The sequence below is a fragment of the Amycolatopsis sp. genome, assembly GCF_036008905.1.
GTDB lineage: Bacteria > Actinomycetota > Actinomycetes > Mycobacteriales > Pseudonocardiaceae > Amycolatopsis.
Genome location: NZ_DASYMU010000185.1, coordinates 1 through 20,019 on the forward strand (window position 1 = coordinate 1; position 20,019 = coordinate 20,019).

The following is a 20,019-nucleotide window of genomic DNA, read 5'->3' on the forward strand; positions in this document are numbered from 1 at the left end:
CTGGCCGAACTCCGCCTGACCACGCTCGAAGGCCGGGCGCAGGTCATGCTCGACTCCGGCGGCCACCACGCGATCGTCGACGAGCTGTCCGCGCTCGCGCGGGAACATCCACTGCGCGAAGGGATCCACGGCCTCCTGCTGCTGGCGCTCTACCGCGGCGGCCGCCGCGAGGACGCGCTCGACCTCTACCGCCGGATCAGCGCCACCACGATCGAAAGCCTCGGCACCGAACCGGGTCCCGCCCTGCGTGAGCTGCATGAACAGATCCAGGCCGACGACCCGGCGCTCGGCCGGACGCACGAGCGGGCCGGTGGTGCGGCGAAGCCGGTGCCCATCGTCTCCAGGCCCCGTCCCGCCCGGCCGCCGATCTTCGCCGGTCGGGCGAACGAGACGGCCGTTCTCCGGACCGCGGTGGAAAACCTGCGGAGCAGAACCGGACATTCACTCTGGATCGAGGGCGAACCGGGCATCGGCAAGTCCGCGCTGCTCGCCGAAGGTCTCGCCGAGACACCCGGTTGTCAGCTGGCATGGGCGTCGGCCGACGAGCTGGGACAGCGTTTTCCGCTGCGCGTGATCCTCGATTGTCTTGACGTCACAGCCCATTCCGCCGATCCTCGCCGCGCCGAACTGGCCTCGGTGTCACGCAAGACGGAGAACGACCCGAGCGACGAAGCGATGCTGACGGCTGTCGGTGGCGTGCTGCGGCTGGTCACCGAGCTGTGTGCCGAGGGCCCGCTGATCCTCGTCGCCGACGAGCTGCAGTGGGCGGACCCGGCGAGCCTGGTCGTCTGGCAGCACCTGTCCCGCGAAACGAGCAGGCTGCCGCTGCTGCTGATCGGCGCGTGCCGTCCGGTGCCACGCCGTCCCGAGCTGGAGCGCCTGCGCGCCGGGCTGGCGGAGGCCGGGACGGACGTGCTCGCCCTCGAACCGCTGTCCGAAGCGGCCGTGCGCGAGCTGATCACCGGGATCGTCGGTTCCTCCCCCGGCGCCGCACTGCTCGGTTTCGGTGCGAGCGCGGCCGGAAACCCCTTGTATGTCAGGGAAATCGTCGAGACGCTGACCCGGGAAGGCACCATCGACGACGCCGGTCCGGCGATGCCGGCCACGCTGGTCTCCGTGGTCGCCCACCATCTCAACTTCCTGTCCGGCCGGACCCGGGACGTGCTGCGGTGGGCCACGCTCTTCGGTGAGGACTTCAGCGCGGGCGATCTCGGCGCGGCAGTGGGGAAACCGCCCGGTGAGCTGGCCGAGATGATCGGCGAGGCCCGCGCCGCCGGGGTGTTCGTCGAGTCGCACGGCAGGCTCGCGTTCCGGCATCCACTGATCCGGCGCGCGCTGTACGACAAGACCCCGGCCGCCATCCGGATCGCGCTGCACCGGCAGCTCGCGGAAGCACTGGCCAACGCCGGCGCCCCCGCGGACAGGGTCGCCGAGCAGCTGACGACAGCGGCGGTGCCGGTGGATCCGTGGGTCCGTGACTGGGTTCTCGCGGAGATCAGCTCGCTCGCGACCCGCGCACCGGTCGCCGCGCTGAACCTGCTGCGCCGGACGATCGCGTCTTCGGTCGCTTCGGGCGACGTCAAGGAAACGCTGACGGCGACGTCGGCCCGGCTGATGTTCTGGCTGGGCCGTGAGCCCGAATCCGAGGCGAGTTACGTCGTCGCGAGGACGACCGACAGCGAGCGCGCCGCCGAGATGCAGTGGATCCTCGCCTACATCCACTACCGCCGCGGTGATCTCACCAAGGCCATCAGCGGCATCCAGGAAGCCTTACGGGACAACGAGATCCCGGAGATCTGGCGGGAGCGGCACAAGTCGCTGCTGTCGATGGTCCTGCCGGCGGGGTCGCTGCTCGCGATCTTCCTGGCCGGTGGGCAGCAGGCCGACGCCGAGCCCCTCGAACGTGAGGACACCCTCGGCCGCGTGCTGGAAGCCGTGTCGGAGGTGCCGAAGCTCGCGACCCTGCACCGGCTCCTGTTCGACGACACGATGTCCACCATGCGTGGCCTGGACCGGCTCGACGCCACGCTGAACACCGTGCGCCAGCCCACGATCCCCGACGTCCAGCCGGAGCCGCGGCCGGATCCGGCCGAGTCGTACTGGCAGGGCCGCTGGGACGACGTCCTCGCCGAGCTCGACACCGCGATCCGCAACGGACCGGCGATCGCCTCCTATGTACTGGGGCCGCCGGGTTCGCTGCGGCTCATCCACGGTGTCGCCGCGCTCATCGCCGGGCACCGCGGCGGGCCCGAAGAAGCGCAGGCACATCTGCGCGCGGCGCAGGACCAGCCGATCGCGCACCCGTCCGACACCGGCGGCCTCGACTTCGTGCTCGCGGCGAGCGCGCTCGTCGCCGAGCAACGGGATCGGCCGCAGGAAGCGCTCGACCTGCTGGCGACCATGCTCGAACCGGATTACGCCGCTGTGGCGAACCGGTTCCGCTGGTTGCCGGGGCTGGTGCGCCTCGCGATGGACCTGGGCGAGCGCGGCAGGGCCAGATTTGCGACACTGCTTTGCGAGCGGTCACCAGGTCACGAGACCGTCGCGCTGCGTTGCCGGGCTTTGCTCGACCGCGATCCGGAGCCGATGCTCCTGGCCGCCGAGCGGTACAGGTCCGGTGGCGACAGGCTGGAATTCGCTCAGACGATGGAGGACGCGGCCGTGCTGCTCGCCGGGAAAGACCGATTGGCCGAGGCCACCGCCACCTTCCGCACGGCACTCGTGTCCTACGACGGAATGGGCGCCGCCTGGGACGTCCGGCGCGCCGAGCGGCGCATGCGGCAGTTCGTTCTTCCCCCCGGTCCCCGAAGCCGTGGCTGACACCGGACTCCGGGTCGAGGTACTGGGTCCGCTTCGCGCTTGGCTCGGCGAAGAGGAACTGACGCTCGGCCCGGCGCGTCAACGTGCGGTGTTCGCGGCACTCGCGGCCCGCGAAGGACGGCCCGTTTCCCGTGGTGAGCTGATCAACGCGGTCTGGGGCGAGTCAGCCCCCGCGAGCGCCGAAGGCAGTGTTCACACCTACATTTCCGGGCTGCGACGGCGGATGGATCCCGAGCGGTCGCGCTGGACGTCGGGCGGTGTGCTGCTCTCCGAACCGGCCGGGTACGTACTGCGGCTCGCGCCGGACGGCCTGGACCTGCATGTCTTCACCGAGTTACAGGACAAGGCGCAGCGGCAACTCGCCGATGGTGACCACGGCGGCGCGCTGGAGTCGTTCGACTCGGCGTTGGCGCTGTGGCGCGGCGAAGCCTTCTCCGGGGTGCCCGGTCCCTTCGCCGAGCAGCAGCGGGAGCGGCTCGGCGAACTCCGGGTGGAGTGCGTCGAAAACCGCGCTTCGACCGTGCTGAAACTGGGCGGGCACGCGGAACTGGTCGCCGAGCTCGCCGTTCTGGTGCAGGAGCACCCGTTGCGGGAATCGCTGTGGGAGTCGCTGATGATCGCGCTCTACCGCAGCGGCCGTCCCGCCGAGGCGCTCGAAGGCTTCCAGCACCTGCGCAACATCCTCGTCGAGGAGCTCGGGATCGAGCCGGGGATCGCGGTACGCAAGGTGCACCAGCAGATCCTCACCAACGACCCCGAACTGGACGCCGCCGCGCCGCCACCGCAGGCCGAACTGTTGTCCGTGGTACCGCCGCAGGTGACCCGCGCCCTGCAGGACACCGCGCGTCGCGGCCCGTTTTTGGGGCGGGCAAAGGAAACCCTGCGGCTCGGTAAACTCGTGACCGACGTCGTCGCCGGGCGTGGCCGGTCGGCGTGGATCGAGGGCGAGCCCGGGATCGGGAAGTCCGAACTGCTCACGGTGGCGCTCGCCGACGCCGGGAAGCTCGGCTGCCAGGTGGCCTGGGCGGCCGCGGACGAGCTGGGCCAACGATTTCCGCTGCAGGTGATCCTGGAGTGTCTCGGCCTCGAACAGCCAGACGAGGAACGTCCCCATCGCGGATCGACCGACTCCGACCCGGTGCTCGCGGTCGTCGACCAGCTGCTCGCACATGTCGACGAGCTGTGCGCCCGCGCTCCGCTGCTGCTGGTGATCGACGATCTGCAATGGGCCGACGACGCCAGTGTCCTTATGTGGCACCGGCTTTCGGCCGCGACCCGGCAGCTTCCGCTGTTGCTGGTGGCCGCCTCACGACCGGCACCGAACCGGATCGAGCTCGCTCAACTGCGTCGCGGGGTGGAGGCGCGGGACGACGTCGTGCTGCTGCTGACCCCACTGACCATTGTGGACACCGAGGAGCTGGTCGGCGAGATCTTCGGCGCGGCACCCGGTCCGGGTTTGCAGGCACTGGCGGCACGCGCGTCCGGAAACCCGTTGTACCTCAGGGAAGTCATGAACGCGCTCGTGCGCGAGAACGCCGTCGACGTCGCCGACGGGGTCGCCGACATCCGTGGGTCCGCGCTGTACGAAGCACCGGAGTCGCTCGTCGCGGCGGTGAGCGGGACGTTGGACTTCCTCTCCGCGACCACCACCGAAGCGCTGCGCTGGGCGGCGTTGCTGGGGATGGAATTCGCCGTCGCGGAGGTGTCCGCGGCGATGGGCAAATCGCCATCGGAGCTGCTGGACGCGTTCGAAGAAGCGGTGGCGGCCAACGTGATCATCGAGGCAGGGACCCAGCTGGCGTTTCGCCATCCGCTGCTGCGGCACGCCCTGTACGACGACATCGACGAGCCGACCCGCGCGACCTGGCACCGGCTCGCCGCCGAAGCGCTGGCGGGCATCGGCGTCCCGGTCGAACGCGTCGCCGAACAGCTGGTGGCGATGGGGATCGACGGCGATCCTTGGGTCATGGCCTGGCTCGTCGACCACCATGACACCCTCGCCAACCGCGCACCGCTGATCGCGGTGGACCTGCTGGACCGGGTGCTGGCGAACTGCCCGCCGAACGACTCGCGCCGCGAAGTCCTGCTCGTGGCACTGGTACTGGTGCTCTATCGGCTCGACCGGGACCCGGAGGACCTCGCGCGACAGGCCTTGGCAATCGCTGTCGACCCGGATCGGGTGGCCGAGATGCGCCATATCCTCGCCGCGATGCTGCACCGCCGAGGCGAAGTCGAGGCCGCGGTGGAAATGCTCGAGCCCAACGACGGCCCGGACACGCCCAAGCTGTGGCGGCAACGCCGGCGCTGGCTGCTGGCGAACTTCCGCCGCGGCGACCTGACCGATCTCGACGCGGCCATCACCGGTGCGCACGACGCGTTCAAGTCGGCGCTGGTCTCCGGTGAGCTGTACCCGGTCGGGCATTCGCTGCAGACGTTGTGGCTGGTCAACTCGATCCGCCGCGACCACAGAACCGCCCTCTATTACATCGACCGCGCGCTCACCGTGTTGAAGGACGCCGGTGAGCTCGCCGACCTGCGCTTCGACCTGCTCGACAACCGGATGTTCAGCCTGCAGAACCTCGACAGGCTGCACGAAGCCGAGGGATCGCTCCGCTCGGCGCGTGAACTCGCGGCCGAATACTCGCTGCCGCACGGGCTTCAGGTGTCCGCGGCCGTGCAGCACTACTGGCAGGGCCGGTGGGACGAGGCGCTCGTCGAGCTCGACACGGTGACCGAGGACGGCCCGGCGATCACCTTCCACGGCCTGCGTGAACCCGGTGCCGCGGCTCTGCTGCTGCACGGTGTCGCCGCGCTGATCTCGGGCCGCCGCGACAACCGGGTCGACGCGGATTCGCATCTGGACGCCGCCGAGAGCTACCTGCCGGTGACCGACGCCGAACGGGAGAGCTTCGACTTCCTGCTGGTGGCGCAGTCGCTGGCCGCCGAACGCGACGGCGAACCTGGCAAAGCGATCGACCTGCTCGCACCGATCCTCGACCCGACGTACGCGCAGATGATGTTGCGGCACCAGTGGTTGCCGGATCTGACCCGGCTCGCCGCCGGCAACGGCGACCTCGACACGGCGGCGAAAGCGCTTGCGGTGTGCGAAGAAGAGGCCACGAAGGAGATCGTCCCGGCCAGGGCGCATGCCGCGGCCGCGCGCTGCCGGGCGCTGCTCGACGGCGACCCGGGCGGGATGCTGGTAGTGGCCGAGCACTACCGCCGCGTCGGCCGGCGGCTGGAAATGGCTTCGGCGCTCGAAGACGCGGCCGTGCTGCTGGCCAGGAACGACAGGCTCATCGAGGCCAAGGCCAGATTCGACGCGGCCGTCGAGGAGTTCGCCGGGGTGTCGGCGTCCTGGGACATCCGCCGCGCCGAAAACCGGTTGCGGGAGTTCGGGATCTCCCGGCGGCTCGGCTCCGGCGACGGTGCTTACGCGGCGGGCTGGGCGTCACTTTCCCCGGTGGAGGCGGAAATCGCCAAGCTGGTGGCGGTGGGCCGGTCCAACCCGGACATCGCGCGGGAGCTGCGGCTGCCGCGCCGGACCGTGCAGGCCCACGTCGCCCGCGTGCTCGGAAAGCTGGGCGCCAACTCGCGGATCGGCATCGTCGACGAAGTCCGGAAACAGCTGGACGACACCGCGCTCACCGGGTGACACGCTGATCCGGACACACATGACGGAGTTAGATCATTCCGGCACGCATGGCGTAAGCCACCGCGTGCGGCCGGTTCCGGAGCTTCAGCCGGCTGGTGAGGGCGTAGATGACGTTCTTGACCGTGCGCTCGGAGTAGCAGAGCTTGTCCGCGATCTCGGCGGTGTCCCAGCCGTCGGCCATCAGGCGCAGGACGTCGATCTCGCGCGGGGTCAGGCCGGCGGCGTTGAGGCCGCGCGGGGCGAGGACTTCGTGCTGGAGGCGCTGGACGTGTTCGAGGAGCTCGCCGAGCAGGTCGGCCGGCATCACGCCGCGGCCTGCCGCGGCGGAAAGCACGCTGCCGACCAGCTTGTCACCGGTGGCGGCCGCACGGGAAAGCACCGCGACGACCCGGCATTCGACCGCCGTCAGCAGGTCGGCTTCCTTGAGTTCGTTGGTCACCAGGACCTTGGGCACGACCACCTCGGTGCCGAAGCCCTTCAGCAGGGAAACGACCTTGGGGGTGATCCGGTCGATGGCGACGACGAGGACGTCGTGCTCGGTCAGGTCCTCTGGCGGCACCACGATCAGCTCTGGCCGCGTCCCCAGATAACTGGTGAGGCCGGCCAACGTGATCGGGTCGGAAGCCTGCACGGCGACGCGAACGCGTTCCATCGTTACCTCCTGTACTCGTTTACTCACCGATATAGTGCGTGACCGGACTTCACGATGTCTCTACGCGCCAATCGTCGAAAATGTAGAAGATCATTCAGGTATGCCGACCACAGGCGGCTTGCCAGGCTGCATATCCCTGGCACGGTTGTCTACAAAAGCTGCCAGGTTCGCGCTACTTTTGAAGAGCGTGGACAGTGCGGCGTTCTTCGCCCTGGCCGCGGCCGGATTCTCCGTTTCGGCGACATCACCCGTCGGAGGGACAGCGTCCAACACGCGGCGTAACTCGTCGGCCGCGCCGTGAAGCCGGTTCTTCAGCCCGGCGACCGGGTCTTCTTCGCTCATCTAGATCACTCCCGCACGCAGCGCGAAGGCGACGGCGTGCGCCCTCGTGTTCAACTCGAACCGGCTCATCAAGCCGTAGAGCACGTTCTTCACGGTGCGCTCGGAGTACGCGAGCTCACTGGCGATCTCGTCGGTGCCGAACCCGTCGGCCACCAGACGCAGGACATCGCGCTCACGCGAGGCGAGACCGGACAGCGTCAGGCCGTTCGGCTCGAGGACGTCCCGCCGCATCCGCTCCAGCTGCGCGAGCAACATGCCCTGCAGGCTCGGCGAAAGGTAGGCGGCACCCCGGCTGACCGAGAGCACTACGGACACGAGTTCGGCGTCGCCGGTCTCGCGCCGCGGCAGCACGGCCACGACCCCGCACTCGATGGCCGTCATGAGATCGGCCGCGCGGAAGTGGTCGGTGACGAGCACGCAGTGCGGCCGCGCCTCCGTCCGCAGGTCACGCAGGTGCGCGAAGACGTCGTCACCCGCGAATTCCTCGACGACCACCACAACCGAGGCCTGGGCCTCGTCGGCAGACTTGACTACACGCAGTTGCGGGCTGTTACGCAGAATAGCGACCGCACCGAACTCGGTGACCGCATCGGACGAGCGAACAGCGACTTGGACAGCTTCCACGGCTACTCCCAGAGACCCCGCAAGAACCTTTCGTGATGGAGTTTGCCCAATGTCACTTCACGATGGCTCTATTTGGTTCTGTATGGGTCTACGTGGTTCGGGTGTCCCAGGGGATGACCTGCAGATCCTCCGGCGCGTGATGCTCCGCGTAAATCCTCGAGACGTCGTTGTCATCCATCGCTGCCGTCTCGCGCATGAAGTCACCGGTGAGCCGGATGGCGGACGGGCCGCCGGGGTTGAACAGCACGTCGACGTCGCCGCCCAGCCGCTTCACCAGGTCCGCGATGCCGACTCGCCACCAGCCCGGCGAGATGACCCGCGCCCGATGCGGTTCGCCGGTCGCGACCACGACACAGGCCACGTCGTCCGGCGACTTCGTGACCAGCGGCCGCCCGTCGGTACCCACCGCGAGGTCGAACAGAGTGTCGCGCAGCATCAACTGGATATGCGCCGGCTCGGCCCGCCCGAGCAACGCGAGCCGCAACACGGCGTCGAGCGGATCGGTCGGCGAGTTCACGTCGGCGGGCTGGTACCCGGGGTTCGCCCGGAACTTGCCGAGCTCCCCGCCCTCTTCGACCGGCCAAAGCCCGACCACGGCGTCGACGGGCGGCGCCTCGTTCTCGTTCCCCGCCCGCCAAGCGGGGTCCATCAGCAGGAACCAGTTCTCGGTCATGGTCGCCATGATGGTCCTTCCGCGGGCCTCACAGCCAATCCGGCCAGTTCAGCGATGCCGTTTGCGTCAGTTCGGCGGGAAACGGCTGGGGTGGCGGAATGGGCGAAATGTTCACCAGCTGGTTCGCGGCACGGGACATCAGGATCTTGCGGAGGATCGCGAGCTCGTCCGCGATCCCGTAGTGATGCCAGGTGACCGTGTTGACCTGAGCCGCGAGCTCGGGCCGCGACGCGAGGAACGTCAGCACCGCGGTCCACACCACGCCGGCCTTGCTGTGCCCGGCGAGCACGGCGGCGACGGCGTTGAGGTGCAGGTCGCCGTTACGGACTTTGAGACCACGCACGAGGGTCTGGATGATCTTCTTCGTCAGCTCGGTCGTGCTGAGGTCGTCGACGTCCGGCGAGACGGGGAGCGGTTCGGGCCGCCGGTAGCCGTCGCGGAGCTGGTCGAGGAGGGCGGTCGTGGCGGGATGCCCCTTCGGCATGGCGAAGACGTCGTTGTCGGCGCTGTCGTGACTCCATGGCCGGCTGAGGTCGACACCGGCGAGATCGAGGTCGTGCAGGTCGCCTTCGACGGAGACACCACCGAAGCGGCGGAGGATCTCCAGCCGCAGGATGTCGGCGGGCTGCCCGGCCGGTTTCGCCATCTCGGTGGCGAAGAACGGCTGGAGGGACATCGGCGACTCGGCGTTGAAGACCTCGTTGATGTTGACCACGACGACGTTCTCGGACGGCTCCAGGTGGATCTCCGAACGCGGGACGTCGGTCCACAGCACGGTGAGCCAGCCGTCGTGGCTCTCGGGGAGTTCCACGCTGCCGAGGGAAACGGCGTGCACGAGGTTGGGCGAGGACTCGGTCAGCGCGTCAAGCTGTTCCGGAGCGTCGCGGGCCATGTCGAGCTGCCGGAGCAGATGCGCGCCCTGCCCGGCGGTGAGCGACGAATAGTCTTGCCCCGCAAGGAAAGCCGGGGCGGGCGGGGTCTTCCGCGTGCCGAACAGGTCTTGGCCTAGGACGCCGTCGTCCGGCTCGGGGTCTTCGCTCGCGGGCGCGGCGTCGGACCAGAGCTCGAGCAAGAGGGGGAAGGCGTCGTCGTCATCGCCGGGCAGCGGAGCCGGGTCGAGGGTGTCGAAGGACGCGTCGGTGAGATGCGGCCGCGGCGTGAAGACAACCGTGCCGCCGGAAACGTCGAACGTCCCGCTGTCGGCTTGCTTAGTGCCTGCCGAATCCCGGAACGAACCGCCGTCAAGCACCCGGACGTCCCCGCTGGCACCGATCTCGACCCGGCCGTCCGGCGCCCGCACCCGGCCCTCGAAACCCTGTTCCCGCACCAGGTCGGTGAGCGCGCCCAGCTCTGTCGACGTCACATCGCAGCTCAAGAACACCAATGACGAGTTCCGCTGCCAACCGTTGTCGGCACTCCTCATCAGCCGGACCACACCCCGCTCGTCGAGCCGGACCTCGGTGCCGTCCCGGCGGGTGACCGCGAAACCGTCCGTGTCGTGATGGACGGCCACGGCGAACTCGTTGTCCTGGCCCGCGTTGTTCTCGAAGGCGGTGCGGAGGATTTCGGTTTCGCCCGCGCGGGGGAAACCGACCCCGATGACCTCGCCGGCCGCGTCGCGCAGCGGCACGAAGTCGATGTCGTCGAGGGCAGGACCGGAGAATTCGACCATCTCGATGGACTCGGTCGCGCCGAGGTCGCCGGGAAAGTCGTCGTTGGCGGGGCTCTCGGGACGCGCCAGGTTGCCGTTCGATTCCTGTTGCCTAGGCGGTTCCTGCTGTTCCTGTTCGGTTTCGTCCTGTTCGGTGTGGCCGCTTTCGTCGTGCTGCGGGCCGGGGTCGCCGTCCTTGTCGTCGCGCTTCGGAGTGCTGTCGTGTGGGACGTCCTCCGGTTCGGAGTCTTCGTCCGTCTTTTGCTCGTCGCCGGTTGCGGTCTCTTCGGTTTGATCCCGCGTTGTCTCGTTTTCTGGCGGCTGTTGTTCGGAGGGATCGCGGTCGGTCGGCTTCGGGGTGATGTCCTGCTCAGCTAGCGTCTTCGCCTCGGCCGCTTCCCTGTCGGCCTGCTCCTGTGCCGCGCGCTCTTCGGCCGCTCGCTGTTCTGCGGCCCTCTGCTCGGCGACGCGCTGTTCTGCCGCCCGCTGTTCGACCGCCCGCTGTTCGACGAGCTTCTGCTCGACGGCAGCCTTCTCCGCTGCGGCCTTCTCGCCAGCCCGCTTTTCAGCCTCAGCTTTGTCAGCCTTTTCCTTGGCCGCCTTGTCAGCGGCTTCCTTCTCCAATGCGGCCTTGTCAGCAGCTATCCGCTGCTCAGCCGCCTGCCGCTCGGCTTCAGCCTTGTCTCGCTCGACCTGAGCTTGCCGCTCCTGTTCCGCGCGGGCCTCGTCTTCGCGCCGCTGGTTCTCAGCGGCCTGTCGTTCAGCTTCGGCCTTATCTTTGGCATCCTGAGCTTGCCGCTCCCGCTCCGCGCGAGCTTCCTCGTCACGACGCTGCTTCTGCTCAGCGGCCCGCCGCTCCGCCTCGGCCTTGTCCTTGGCATCCTGAGCTTGCCGCTCCCGCTCCGCGCGAGCCTCGTCCTCGCGCCGCTTCTCTTCAGCGGCTTGCCGCTCCGCCTCAGCTCTATCCCGCTCCGCCTGCACCTGCCGCTCCTGCTCGGCACGAGCTTCTTCGTCACGCCGTTGCTTCTCCTCAGCGGCCTGCCGCTCCGCCTCAGCTTTATCCCGCTCCGCCTGCGCCTGCCGCTCAACACGAGCCTCGTCGTCGCGTCGCCGCTGCTCGGCGGCTTCCCGTGTCAGCCGATCCGCCTCGGCCTGGTCCCGCTCGGCCGGTGTCATGCGGGCAGAATCGAGCTCCTGGTTGTAGGTGTCCCGCGCCTGCCACCAGGCGGTTTCGGCATCGGTGACCGCGGTCTGCGCCGCCGTGGTGTCCGGCCTCGGCGCGGGCTGATTGCGAAGGCCCTCAAGCGTCTTCACCGCATCGGACCAGGTCTTACCCGCATCGGTCAGCGCGGTCGCGGCGGCCGTCATCGAGGCGGGCAGCGGGTTGGCGGTGTCAGGCCTGGTCCGCACAACGTAACCGTCGTTGACGTTCATCGTCGTGATGCCGGTGTGCTCGGTCGTCTGCCCCGACTTCGGGCGCGCCACGAACCGGAACTCGACGTTGTGAAGCATCGCCTGCGTGATCTTGTCGTCGGTCTTGATCGCGGTGGCCGACTGGGGCGAGGTCGTCGTGTTGGCAGGAATCCCGGCCTTGAGCTCGACCTGCTTGTTCTTGCCGCCCAGCTTGTAGTCGTTCTGCGTCCCCGCGAAAACGGCACCGAACGGACGCCGTTCGCCCAGCTCGGACGCACCGGACGGATGGGAAACCCCGCCACCGGCGTTCGGCGCGATCCCGGCCGCCGACAGCGTGGGACCGGTCTTGCGTTCGGTCTTGTCCTCAATGGACTTCTTCGCCGAGCCGTCGATCTCGACGCCCGCACTGACCGAGCCGAGGCGGGGATCGGCGCCGAGACGGGCGTGGATCTCCAGGTCACGACCGAGCTTGCCGGGCAGCGGAAGGGTGAATTCGCCGTTCACCATCGCCGGGAGCCCGGCCTTGAACGCGGCCGGCGTGATGCCCGCCTTCAACGCGGCGATCGTGGCGGTGTCGACGGTGACCCCGGACTCGGTGATCGCCTGTTCGGCGGCCTTCCTGACATCGGTCATGTCCCCGAAGAAATGCTCGACGGAGAAGGTGCCCGTATCCGGCAGCGTGGCGTGTCCGGTCGCCTGACGCCAGGCGTTCGTCGGCGCGTCTCCGCGTTCGGCGACGGACGTGATCGGACCCGCGACACCAAGCCGGGCCGCAGCGCCCGATGGCGCGGGAAGAGATTCCTCGGCCAGCTTCTGGATCTTGACGCCCGTGACATGCGCGGTGTCGGTCGCGACGAGCTGGTTCGCCCGCTCGTTCCCGTTTTCGTCGACCCCGAGCCGTCGCTCGATCCTGATGTCGAAGTGCATCGGCGCGGTGTAGGACCCGACCGGGCCGGAGATCGACGCCGACTGCTTGTAGTCCGTCTTCGGCGTGCTTGTGTCCTTAGTGGACTTCGTGGACGCCGAACCGTCGACCGACAGGCCACCACTGATCGTTCCCGACGACGGGCCGTGCCCCGTGGTCGGCGGTGCCTGTCCTTGGGGAACCGGATCCACTGTTTCCACCATCCGCGCTGACGGCCGAAGCGACGCGAAGAATCCGCCGATCGTCCGGCTGCTGGTCTTTTCCTTCGTGGCGGACACCGTGACCGAGTCCTCTGTGGACAACTTGTCCACGTGGTCGATTCCGGTGAAGGTCGGATCGGCGGTGACTCGGGCGTCGAGTGTCACGTAGTAGGTCCGGCCGGACCACCTGTCTTCGAGTCGCAGTGGCGTGATCTTGCCGCCGTTGAGCGTGTTGTTGACCGACCGGTTGACGTCCGACAGGAACCGGTTCAGCTCCCGGGAATTGTCGTGATTTGTGTCCAAAGAGGACACCGGAAGCAGCCTGTTCGCGGCTTCCAGGCCCATACTGGTGACGAGCGCAGTGTGCAGGTTGGCGATGCTGCCGGTGAGGTCGATGGTCGAGGTCACGCCACCGATGCCCAGCGAGGAAACCTGGTTCTGTCCCATCGAAACCGGCGGTGGCAGGGTCCGGTTCGGCGGGTGCACGATGGCCGTGGGCGCCGGCTGTGGAGTGTTCCGCAGCTCGGCGAGCTGCGAATCGGTCACCCACATCAGTACCGAACCCGGCATCGAGAACTGCTCACCGGACCGGCTCAGATCCTGGCCGCGTATCAGGCCGAACTTGTCGATGTTGCCCTTGACGCGGGTCTCGGCGACAACCTGGGCGTCGATGTTCACCCGTACCAGGGTCTTCTTGACCGGACCGTTCTCGAAGGTGGTTTTCTCCGCGCTCTTGAGATCGCCGCTCTTGCTGGTCCCCCAACTCTTCCCCCACGGCGTGACCGAGGCGATGAACACACCGAACGCGTTGTTCTTGACGTTGTTGACCGTCGAGGTCACCGGTCCGCTCATCGCGGCCACCCCGGTGAAAGTCGCGTCGATCGAGGACGTGCTGCCCTTCGACTTGCCCACCGACGAACCGCCGGCCTGGATCTGCTTGATCTTCTGGTACTCCGCCGCGGAGACGACCTGCGGATTCACCGGCGTCAACACCACCGCCACCTGGCCGTCGACGTCCGCGGCCCGGCGGCCGTAGTGCAGGCCGTCGACCACTACCGGCCGGCTGAAGAGCCGGGGATCGCTCTTGAGACTCTCGGGCGAGAGCCGATCGGCGATCCGCGTCGAGTTGCCGCCGTCCGCGAACTCGAAAATCGGATCCCCCGAGGCGTCTCGCAACTGCCCCTTCGCCGACGTCTGAAGGTGTTCCGCGCCAAGGAAAGTGACCACTTCGACGCCGTCGAGTCCACGGGAAAGCCCGTCCCCGAGCCGGCTGATGCTCGTCGGATTGACAATGGGCTGGACGGCGGTGGTGACGGCCGCGACCTGTGCCGGCGGAACGGTGGTGACCAGGATTTCGGGCACCAGCAACCGAAGCGGGATGTTCTGGGCCGCGGGTTGTCCGGCGCCGGGTGTCCGGTTGTTCGGCACGAGCGTCGGAACCGACCGGCCATGCGAGCCGAAGCTGATCCGGCGGGTGTTCACATTGAGCCGGACGTAGGAGCTGACCTGCGGGGTGATCGTCAGATTCCCGGTGAACTGGCGGAATTCGCGCGCACCGAGATCACCGTCCACGCCGAGGGTGTCGCCATGGGTCCGGTTGATCGAGGACTTGCTGTCGGAGCCCACCTTGGTGGAGTTCGTCCAGATCTTGCCACCCTTGACCGCGCCCAGCGCGGTGCCCGAGGCCTTGCCGAGACCACCGACAACCCGACCCTGCACCCCGAGGCTGAAGTTCTTCGTGTTGGTGTCGGCGAACGCGGTGCCGGTCTTCTCCTTGGTCTTGCTCGTGCCGACGGCCTTGTCCCCGGACGGCCCGTTGTTCTGGTTGCTGGACAACAGTTCGAGATCGCCGACGCTGTTCAGCTGCGCCCGCAGGGTGATGTTCGTGTGGTAGTCGTGGAACGTCCCGTTCTTGACCAGCGGAATGGTCAGCCCCGGTCCGGTGAGCATGGTGTCGATCAGATGGGACAGCTGCTGATCGGACAACGACGTCCGGACCTTGTCGTCCCTGGTGAGAATGTCGTTGACACTGGCCGAAAGTCCGCTGGCGAAATCGGCGTTGTCGAACTGCCGGACGAACTTGTCCGAGCTGAGGTGGTACGCCTTGCGCCCCGGTACATTCTGCAGAACGTCCACAATAGACCGATAGAGCTTGTCGCCGCCGGTGAAGTCGTCGATGACACTACCGCCGAGCGACTGACCATGTTCGATATGCGAAGGCGCGTAATGGGTACGAGCGCCGTCTTGGCGTGCCACGGGCGCGGGCGTCGGGTTGGGGCCGATCCGCGCGTTGTCCGCGCGGTCCTTGGTCGCCCACAGATGCGCGTCGACCTGTCCGTTCAGCGTCTGGGCCGGGTGCCCGACGCTGCGGACCTGGATGTCGTAGACAGTGTGGTAGCGGACGGCCTCGCCGGTTCGCTGGGCCGAATTCTTGCTGACATTGGTCTGCGTGTGTTCCTGACTCTTCTCCGACTCGCGCGACCAGGAAACACTCGGCCCGACGGCGAAGAAGACGGCCCCGGCATCGGCGCCACCACCGATCATCAGGTTGCCACCGAGGTTGTGCTTGGCGGAGTTCTTCTCCGAAGTGACGTTCTTGTACGAATCGGTGTCGGTGTTCTTGACGCCATCAACGGTCTCGATGACCTGGACCTGCCGGGCCACCGCCCGCATCTCGACCGCGTTGCCTTTGGACGACCACTTCTTGCTGTTCGAGTTCTTGATCAGCGGGTCGGAGCGGACCCAGCCCTTGTCCGGGTTCGCGGCGCCGTCGTACACCGTCATCGCCGGCAGGTTCTTCTTGATGTTGGCGTCACTGAGGAAATTCTGCAGCACCGACCGGCCCGGCGCGCCGATTTCCTTGAGGTGCGGCGGAAGATCGGCCGCGACCTGCTGGAAGAAGTCACCGTTCGGCGTAGTCGAGACGGCCTCTTCCACCCCGAACTTCGACGGCGGAGCCTGCGTCAACGCCTTCAACGGCGTGGCGCCAGGCTGGGTGAAAGTCGTCGGCACGCTCAGATCGACGTCACCGGTGATCGAGGACACCGGGTGCTGGCCGTTCTGGTCGACCGGCCCGGACGGTGCGATCGGGCGGTTGTTCGAATCCACCAGTGAGTAGGTGAACGTGATCGGCGCCTTGACCTGACGCATACCGTCGACTTCGACATTGCTCGAGCTGCCGACGTCCTTCGACGTCTTCGTGTCGTGAGCGGAGTTGATGCCGGTCGGCACCTGGACGCCGGCCGAGATCACCAGCGGCGGCACGGCCGACATGAAACCGGAGAGGTTCAGATCGGTGTTTCGGCTGTCACTGGCGGAATTTTCACTCTTGCGAGTGTCCTTTCCGGACGGTTTCGCCTTGTCGGTGTCCGTGGCGGTGTTGTCGACCGTCATGCCGGTCCAGTCGAACTCCCCGCGCACGGTCAGTTCCATGCTGCGCTTGCCGACCGTGATCGTGAAGGGTCGTCCGTTGCCCAGGAACGAACCGGCGTTGGTGTCGATCTGGCCCTGGATGATGTCGAGCGCCGGATTTCCCTGGAGCTGCGGCGAAAGAGTGATCAGACCAGGGCGGATGTCCGCGTTGCTCGTCGGCCGCAGCTGCTTCGATGGCCCGAGTCCCTTGCTGTTGAGCAGATAATCCGGCAGCGCGTCGCGAACCGCGTCCGCAGTGAGCGTGACGGGCGGCGCTTTGGACGGCGTGTGCAACGAATTCGGACCGAAGTCGGGGCTGGGATTCCCGGTCGGCCGATCGGTGGGTGGCGGGCTCTGATCGCCGAGCCCGTGATCGCGGACGGGACCCGCGGTCTGGGCGACTTCGTCGATCTTGCCGAGGTTCTGGTCGGTGAGGAAAGTGGCGCCGTTCCAGGCATCCTTGCCCATGATGCCCGGCTGGTCCTGGCGATTGAAGAGCATGTCCGGATCGGCGTAACCCTCGCCGAGCCCGAGGAAATGCAGCACCTCGTGAGTCAGGCCATTGGGATTGTCTCGGACATCCCATTGCGCCTGGTTGGTCGCGGGCCTGCCCTTGTCGACCGTCGAATCGATGACCTCGACCGGCACGCCGTCCGGATCGAACTCGACGGTGATGTGCAACTGGTCGCCGCCGGGGAGGTGATACTGCTGGTTGTAGTTGGTGTCGACGCTCTGGCTTACCTTGTCGCCCAGCTGTTTGAGGGATTCCGGGGTCACCGAGCCGTTGTTGGACACCAGCTTGATCGGCACGGTGAACTCGCGGACCCACTGGCCGGGACTGACCTCGAAGCGGCGGAGGTCGTAGCGGATCTGCGTGATCTTGCCGGACAGCTGGCCATTTCCGGTGCGGCCGGTGTTGTCGGGATCGAACCGCTCGGTGCTCTGCTTGGCGGGGTGGGCGGTGTCGCGGCGGTCGCCCCAGTCCTTGGGTGAGCTGAAGGTGTTCTGGTCGTCCGGGTCGGAATTGGTGTCGTAGTCGGTGTTCGTATCGGTGTCGAAGCCGAAGTCTGTGCCGGAATCGGAGCCCGGGTCGGAATCGGGGGTGACCTGGATTTCGACCGGGGTGTTCTGGGTGTCGGTCTGCGGGGTTGGTGTTTCGGTGACGAGGTTTGTGGCGGGGTCGGTCGCCGGGGCGATGGTGGCTGGGCTCTGCTGTGTGACCGTCGACGGCGGCGGAGTTGTCTGCGGCTCCGACTGTTGTCCGGCAGGCGGAGGCGTGGAGTTCTGCTGTTGCGTGACTGTCGTTGGAGGCGGCGTTCCTTGTGAACTCGGCTGCTGGCCAACCGGCGGCGAACCCTGCTGAGTCGGCGGTTGTGTCACGGTCGACGGAGGCGGCGTGCTCTGGGAACTCGGCTGCTGACTCACCGCAGGCGGTGTCGAACCCTGCTGCTGGGCAGACGGCTGCGTGACTGTCGTTGGAGGCTGCGAACCTTGCGAACCCGGCTGTTGTCCGACAGGCGGAGGTGCGGAGTTCTGCTGTTGGGCAGGCGGCTCTGTGACCGTCGAGGAAGGCGGCGAACCCAGCGGCTGGCTCACCGGCGGTGGACCCTGCTGCTGAGTAGGTGCCTGTGTCACGGTCGGGGGCGATGAGCCCTGGGAATCCGGCGACTGCCCAACTGGCGGAGGCGGCTGCGTAACCGTCTGCGCAGGCGTAGAACTCGGCGACTGTGTGACCGTCGCGGGAGGCGGGGTCCCTTGCTGACCCAGCTGCTGGCCAACCGGCGGCGGCGCAGAGTTCTGTTGTTGGACAGGCGGTTGAGTGACCGTCGCCGGAGGCGGCGTGCTCTGGGAACTCGGCTGCTGACTCACCGGAGACGGTGTCGGGCCCTGCTGCTGAGCAGGCGGCTGCGTCACAGTCGCCGGAGGCGAGCCCTGCGAATCAGGCTGGCCCACCGGAGGTGGCGTCGAACCCTGCTGTGTCGGCGGCTGGGTGACTGTCGCCGGAGGCGGAGTCGCCTGCGAACTCGGCGACTGGCCAACTGGCGGAGGCGTCGAACCCTGCGGCGTGCTGGTCGACGGGGGCGGCGAGCCCTGCGGACCAGGCTGCTGGCTCACAGGCGGCGGCGCGGAACCCTGCTGTTGCGCGGGCGGCTGCGTGACCGTCGCTGGAGGAGTCGTGCCTTGTGAATCAGGCGACTGACCGACCGGCGGAGGCACGGAACTCTGCTGCGCAGGCGGTTGAGTGACTGCCGCTGGAGGCGGAGTCCCTTGCGAAACCGGTTGCTGACTGACCGGAGGCGGAGCACCGTTCTGTTGCTGCGCGGACGGCTGAGTGGTGGTCGACGAAGGCGTGCCCTGCGGATTCGGCTGACCGGCAGCCGGAGGCGGCGCACCATTCTGCTGCGCGGGAGGCGTGCCCTGCGGGTTCGGTTGCCCAGAGCCCTGCTGCGCGCTGGGAGGCGGCGTACCTTGCGGGTTCGGCTGGCCAGAGCCTTGCTGCCCGGGACCCTGCGTGTTCGCACCGGTCGGAGGCGGCGGCTGGTCGGGGGTCGGCTGTCCACCGGAGCTGCCTGCCGGAGGCGGACTACCAGCAGGCCCTTGGCCGTTGGATCCTTGGCCGTTCGAACCGCTACCGGGCGAATCCGAGCCAGAGCCTTCCGTGCCCGAACCGTGGGAACCAGGCCCGTCCTTGCCGAAGGCGGGGCCGTCCGAGCCCGTACCCGCCCCGGAGCCTTCCGAACCGCTGGGGTTCGGGCCGTCGGTGCCGGCGGTCAGGTCGGGGGCGTTCGTTTCGGTCGCGGGGCCATTCGTGGCGTCGCTATCGGGGGTCCAGCTCGCGGCGCCGCTGAGGGCGCCGTTCAGGCCGCCTGCCCAGAGGGTGTCGAAATCGCCGCCGGTGGCGCCCGCGGCACCGGCGCCGACGATGATCTCCGTGAGGCCTTCGTTGGCGCCGTCGCCCCATCTCGTGGCGGCGAAGTCCGGCGTGAACTTCTTCATTCCCAGGCCGATCCCGCCACCGACGGCACCGGCGGCGCCACCGACGGCGGCTGCCATGTAGGTGCTTTCGACGTTCCATTCGTGGCGGTTGCCTTCGAGGAACTGGATGATCTGCGCGAGTGCGTCCATCGCGACTTCTTGGATCGCCTCTTCAGCGGCCTGCATGACGAGGTGCGCGCCGATCCGGCCCATGAAGCTCGACAGGATCTTCTGCACGGCGAACCGGCCCGCGGTGATGAAACCCGGAACCAGCCCGGCGGTGAACGGGTTCGACAGCGCCCAGAGGATTTCCGCGGCGGTGAAAGCGATCTGGATCAGCATCGAGTACTTGGCGTGCTCGACGTTCAGCGCGAAGTCGCGCGCCAGATAGGCCTGTTTCTCCGCGGTACTGGCGAAAAGCGGTGCGTTGTTGCCCAGTTCCACGGCGTACTCGTAGAACTTCTGGCCGACATCGCCGCCGACGTTTTCCTGTACGTGCCCGGCCAGCGCGTTGAGTTCGCTGACCGCGTTGACGATGTCGACCGCGGCCTGGTCCCACACCGCGGCGAGTTCGCGGAGCTTGTCTTCGTCGCCCTGCGGGAAGTTGTCGCCCGCGATGATCAAGAAGATCCAGTTCAGCGACGGATCGACCATGATGCTCATCGCGAGGCCTTCGG

General features: G+C 67.8%; 7 protein-coding genes. 2 read left to right on the plus strand and 5 right to left on the minus strand.

Annotated elements, in window-relative coordinates; translation table 11 throughout:
* Together VGP60_RS30675 and VGP60_RS30680 are read left to right on the plus strand one after the other, a co-directional pair.
* Positions 1–2,820, plus strand: a 2,820-nt coding sequence (locus tag VGP60_RS30675) for an ATP-binding protein (protein ID WP_327551627.1), incomplete at its 5' end; no start/stop codon positions are given.
* Positions 2,813–6,475 (plus strand): BTAD domain-containing putative transcriptional regulator, encoded by a 3,663-nt coding sequence (locus VGP60_RS30680; RefSeq protein ID WP_327551628.1) that lies wholly within the window; start codon positions 2,813–2,815, stop codon positions 6,473–6,475. The genes VGP60_RS30675 and VGP60_RS30680, both read left to right, overlap by 8 nt.
* Positions 6,476–6,503: 28 nt before the next feature.
* On the opposite strand, the gene VGP60_RS30685 is transcribed toward VGP60_RS30680, so the two are convergent.
* The 5 genes from VGP60_RS30685 to VGP60_RS30705 form a co-directional block, all read right to left on the minus strand.
* The gene (locus VGP60_RS30685; protein WP_327551629.1) at positions 6,504–7,127 is read right to left on the minus strand and encodes a response regulator transcription factor; all 624 of its coding nucleotides are present in this window, start codon (positions 7,125–7,127) and stop codon (positions 6,504–6,506) included.
* Between the two features lie 90 nt (positions 7,128–7,217).
* Positions 7,218–7,469, minus strand: coding sequence for a hypothetical protein (locus tag VGP60_RS30690; RefSeq protein WP_327551630.1), 252 nt, complete (start codon positions 7,467–7,469; stop codon positions 7,218–7,220).
* Complete coding sequence (locus VGP60_RS30695) at positions 7,470–8,093, minus strand: response regulator transcription factor (protein WP_327551631.1); 624 nt, start codon at positions 8,091–8,093, stop codon at positions 7,470–7,472.
* Between the two features lie 88 nt (positions 8,094–8,181).
* On the minus strand, positions 8,182–8,766 hold the full coding sequence (locus VGP60_RS30700) for a type VII secretion system-associated protein (RefSeq protein ID WP_327551632.1): 585 nt from the start codon (positions 8,764–8,766) through the stop codon (positions 8,182–8,184).
* Between the two features lie 28 nt (positions 8,767–8,794).
* On the minus strand, positions 8,795–20,005 hold the full coding sequence (locus VGP60_RS30705; RefSeq protein ID WP_327551633.1) for a hypothetical protein: 11,211 nt from the start codon (positions 20,003–20,005) through the stop codon (positions 8,795–8,797).
* Between the last annotated feature and the right edge of the window lie 14 nt (positions 20,006–20,019).

Bases quoted from the DNA above. Each gene is read 5' to 3' on its own strand.
- VGP60_RS30690 (WP_327551630.1), bottom strand. From the start codon at position 7,469: ATGAGCGAAGAAGACCCGGTCGCCGGGCTGAAGAACCGGCTTCACGGC.
- VGP60_RS30685 (WP_327551629.1), bottom strand. From the start codon at position 7,127: ATGGAACGCGTTCGCGTCGCCGTGCAGGCTTCCGACCCGATCACGTTG.
- VGP60_RS30705 (WP_327551633.1), bottom strand. From the start codon at position 20,005: ATGAGCATCATGGTCGATCCGTCGCTGAACTGGATCTTCTTGATCATC.
- VGP60_RS30700 (WP_327551632.1), bottom strand. From the start codon at position 8,766: ATGACCGAGAACTGGTTCCTGCTGATGGACCCCGCTTGGCGGGCGGGG.